Source organism: Salinicola sp. (assembly GCF_982684285.1).
Window position 1 is genome coordinate 19,079 of the sequence record NZ_CEXLVS010000032.1, and the last position, 4,290, is coordinate 23,368.

Genomic DNA, 4,290 nt, shown 5'->3' on the forward strand with positions numbered 1-4,290 from the left:
CGGGAGAAGGTCTAGCCGCGGGCTCGCGCCGGCTCGGCGAGCATTTCCGGATCGACTTCGCGCGGTCCGACAGCATCTGGGTTTTCGTCAACGGCGCGCCCAGCCGCAACAGCGACGCCGCCTGGCGTCTGGCCACCCGGTTGCGGGGCGGGTGGCGGCAGCTCGAGTGGCTGCGCTGGATCCCGCGTCCCCTGCGCGATGGGGGCTACCGTTTCATCGGCGACCACCGGCATCGGCTCTCATCGCTGGGCGCCCCGCGCCTCGAGGATCACCCACGCTGGGTGGATCGTCTGCCTGCCGGGCTCTGTCGTCGCTGCGGGTTGCCTGCCGAACTGGCGGACGCGCCGTGAGCGAAATGCGACGCCGCCGCGAGTGGGGCAAGAGCATGTCGCCGCATATCCGGCGCACCGCCGCGGCGCTGCTGACGCTGGTGTGGGCCGCCGGGATCGCCTGGGGGAGCCTGAGTCCCGCGGGGGACTTGCCGCAGCACCTGCCCTGGGACAAGTTCAATCACTTCATCGCCTACGCCGGCCTGGCGACCGGGCTGCGTGTCGCGGGGTGCCGCTGGCTGCTGGCCTGGCTGGCGGCGGTCGCGTTCAGCGTCGTCGTCGAGTACCTGCAGCTGTGGGTGCCCGGACGTCAAGGCGGCGACTGGGCCGATATCCTCGCCAACTCGCTCGGGGCCAGCGTCGCCCTGTTGGGACTGTCCATGGCCGGGATGTGGTGCCGACGCGGTCGCGGGATTCAACCATAGTCGAAGATCGCTTCGCGATGCCTTGATGGCCATCCGCGCCGGAAGGGGCTCGTGAGCGGGCACCATCATGGTGCGGCTGTGTTATTTAAGCACTGTTTTGAAACAATTTGTTGTCGCTGCGTCGGCTCCGGATGCCGGGCGGGCCCGATGTGCTCGTGGGCGACGGTGCTAGGATAGCGTTGAAACAGGGTTTTACGGCACTTGGCGCGAAAGTGGAACGAACTTTGCTAATTTCATCTGGCATGTTCCGGCATGCACTCAAATGATAACGCGAGGGAGTTGATTCCATATGCGCCACAACAACAAAAGCCTGATCGTACTGCCAGCCGCCCTGCTTGCCGCGGCTGCCGTGACCCCTGCTCAGGCTGCCACTTTGGATGATGTCAAAAGCAGCGGCGAATTCACCTGTGGCGTCAGCACGGGTCTGACCGGCTTCTCCTCACCCGATGAAAACGGCAAGTGGACCGGCATCGATGTCGAGGTCTGCCGCGCCGTTGCCGCTGCCGTTCTCGGCGATCCGGAGAAGGTGGTGTTCTCTCCGCTCACCGCCAAGGAGCGCTTCACCGCCCTGCAGTCCGGCGAAGTCGACGTGCTGTCCCGCAACACCACCTGGACCGCCACGCGCGACAACTCCCTGGGTCTGAACTTCACTGGCGTCAATTTCTATGACGGTCAGGGCTTCCTGGTCCGCAAGGACCTGGGCATCGAGAGTGCCACCGAGCTCGATGGAGCCTCCATCTGCGTCCAGGCGGGGACCACCACCGAGCTGAACATGGCCGACTACTTCAAGGCCCATGACATGCAGTTCCAGCAGGTCGCGTTCGATACCTCCGACCAGACCGCTCAGGGTTTCGACAGCGGACGTTGCGACGTGCTGACCTCCGATTCGTCGCAGCTGGCCGCGCTGCGTCTGCAACTGGCGGATCCCGACGGCGTGGTGATTCTGCCCGAGCGCATTTCCAAGGAGCCGCTGGGCCCGGTCGTTCGCCAGGGGGACGACCAGTGGTTCAACATCGTCAAGTGGACGCTGTTCGCGATGCTCGACGCCGAAGAGCTCGGCGTGACCAGCGACAACGTCGACCAGATGCGCGACAACCCGCCGAACCCGGACGTGGCGCGCCTGCTGGGCAAGGATGGCACCTTCGGCGAGCAGATGGGCATCAGCAACGACTGGGCCTACAACATCGTCAAGATGGTGGGCAACTACGGCGAAGTCTTCGAGCGTACCGTCGGCATGGATTCTCCGATGAAGCTCGAGCGTGGCATCAACGCGCTGTGGAACGACGGCGGCATCCAGTACGCCCCGCCGGTTCGCTGAGCGTCAACTCGTCCTCTCGACACCGCGCCCCTTCGGTCTGAGCGCCGGGGTGCGGTGTTTCTCAACGCTCGAGTAGAGACAACTCATGCTGCGTCCATCCACTACCCTGCCGCGACGGGGGCGGGGCCCCCTGTGGCGGAATCCCGCCATCCGCGCCCTGATCGTTCAGGCCGTGCTGTTTCTGGTCCTGGCGGTTTTCATCGGTTATCTGGTCCACAACACGCTGGTCAACCTCGAGGCCCGCGGTATTCAGACCGGTTTCGGCTTTCTCGAAGGGCGAGCCGGTTTCTCGATTCCGCAGACGCTGATCGACTACACCAGCGATAGCACCTACGGCAAAACGTTCGTCATCGGTCTGCTCAACACGCTGCTGGTATCGGCACTGGGGATCGTGGCGGCGACGATCATCGGCTTCCTGGTCGGCATTGCCCGTCTGTCGCCCAACTGGCTGCTGGCGCGTCTGGCGACGATCTACGTCGAGGCTTTCCGCAATATCCCGCTGCTGGTCCAGATCCTGTTCTGGTACTACGCCGTGCTGCGGGCGCTGCCATCGCCGCGACAGAGCCTGTCGCTGTTCGATGCCTTCTTCTTCAACGTGCGCGGCATGGTGATGCCCGATCCGCAGCCGCTCGAGGGCTTCTCCGCGACGCCCTGGGCGCTATTGATCGCCGTCGTCGCCGTCTTCCTGTTCGGCCTGTTCGCCAAGCGGCGCCAGGCGAGAACCGGCCAGGCGCTGCCGGTCTACTGGATCGGCGCGACTGTCGTCATCGGCCTGCCGCTGATCGTCTTCCTCGCCACCGGGTCGCCGCTCGACTGGACGCTGCCGGAATTGACCGGTTTCAACTTCCGCGGCGGGATCAATATCCTGCCGGAGCTGCTGGCGCTGTGGCTGGCGCTGTCGATCTACACCGCGGCCTTCATCGCCGAGATCGTGCGCTCGGGCATTCTGTCGGTCTCCCATGGCCAGACCGAGGCGGCGCGCTCGCTGAGCCTGCCGGAGACCATCACCCTGCGCAAGATCGTCATCCCCCAGGCGATGCGGGTCATCGTTCCGCAGATGACCAGCCAGTATCTCAACCTGATCAAGAACTCCTCGCTGGCCACGGCGATCGGCTACCCGGACCTCGTTGCCGTCTTTGCCGGCACCACGCTGAACCAGACGGGGCAGGCGATCGAGATCATCGCCATGACCATGGCGGTCTATCTGGTCATCAGCCTGACGGTGTCGTTCCTGATGAACCTCTACAATGCGCGCACGCTGCTGAAGGAGCGTTGAGATGACGACTGACTCTACCTTCCGCACCCAAATGATCGAGGCGCGCGAGGCGCCCGACCAGAGCCGGGGCGTGCTCGGCTGGTTCCGGGCCAACCTGTTCAACGGCCCGATCAACAGCATCGTCTCGATCGTGGTCATCCTGCTGCTGGCGCGACTGGTCTGGCCATTCCTGGAATGGGCGGTGATCGACGCCGACTGGATCGGCACCACCCGCGACGCCTGTACCGGCGAGGGCGCCTGCTGGGTGTTCATCTCGGCTCGCTTCGAGTCCATCATCTACGGCTTCTACCCCGAGGCGGCGCGCTGGCGAGTCGATATCGTCTTCGCGCTGCTGGCGATCCTGGTGGCCTGGCTGGCGGTCCCACGAATGCCACGCAAGAAGTGGGTCGCGCTGTTCACGCTGGTCGTGTTCCCGATCATCGCCTTCTTCCTGCTGGTGGGGGGCTCGTTCGGACTCGAATACGTGCCGACTCGTGCCTGGGGCGGGTTGATGCTGACGCTGACGATCGCCGTGGTGGGCATCGTTGGCTCGCTGCCGCTGGGTATCATCCTGGCACTGGGGCGGCGCTCGAAGATGCCCTTCGTCAAGGGCGTCTGCGTGATCTTCATCGAGTTGTGGCGGGGGGTGCCGCTGATCACGGTCCTGTTCATGGCCTCTGTCATGCTGCCGCTGTTCGTGCCGGGCGAACTGGATTTCGACAAGTTGTTGCGGGCGCTGATCGGGATCATGTTCTTCTGGAGCGCCTACATGGCGGAGGTGATCCGCAGCGGGCTGCAGGCGATCGGCAAGGGGCAGAACGAGGCGGGGCAAGCCCTGGGGTTGAGCTATTGGCAGCGCATGGGGCTGATCATTCTGCCGCAGGCGCTGAAGATGGTCATTCCGGGCATCGTCAACACCTTCATCGCGCTGTTCAAGGACACCTCGCTGGTGCTGATCATCGG

At 64.6% G+C, this 4,290-nt stretch carries 5 protein-coding genes; all 5 read left to right on the forward strand.

What is annotated here, in order from left to right:
• Positions 1–350, forward strand: a 350-nt coding sequence (locus AC3AYF_RS04735) for a DCC1-like thiol-disulfide oxidoreductase family protein (protein WP_487779452.1), incomplete at its 5' end; no start/stop codon positions are given.
• 5 nt (positions 351–355) lie between these two features.
• A complete protein-coding gene (locus AC3AYF_RS04740; protein ID WP_295036234.1) occupies positions 356–754 on the forward strand; it encodes a VanZ family protein in 399 nt (132 codons plus the stop codon).
• A gap of 289 nt (positions 755–1,043) precedes the next feature.
• Positions 1,044–2,072: an amino acid ABC transporter substrate-binding protein gene (locus AC3AYF_RS04745; RefSeq protein WP_295036229.1), complete on the forward strand. Its 1,029-nt coding sequence runs from the start codon at positions 1,044–1,046 to the stop codon at positions 2,070–2,072.
• 85 nt (positions 2,073–2,157) lie between these two features.
• Entirely contained in the window at positions 2,158–3,348 is a 1,191-nt protein-coding gene (locus AC3AYF_RS04750; protein WP_295036230.1) for an amino acid ABC transporter permease, read from the forward strand.
• Between the two features lies 1 nt (position 3,349).
• Positions 3,350–4,290: amino acid ABC transporter permease (locus AC3AYF_RS04755; protein WP_487779453.1), on the forward strand; the 941-nt coding region annotated here is incomplete at its 3' end.

Bases quoted from the DNA above. Each gene is read 5' to 3' on its own strand.
- AC3AYF_RS04740 (WP_295036234.1), top strand. From the start codon at position 356: ATGCGACGCCGCCGCGAGTGGGGCAAGAGCATGTCGCCGCATATCCGG.
- AC3AYF_RS04750 (WP_295036230.1), top strand. From the start codon at position 2,158: ATGCTGCGTCCATCCACTACCCTGCCGCGACGGGGGCGGGGCCCCCTG.
- AC3AYF_RS04745 (WP_295036229.1), top strand. From the start codon at position 1,044: ATGCGCCACAACAACAAAAGCCTGATCGTACTGCCAGCCGCCCTGCTT.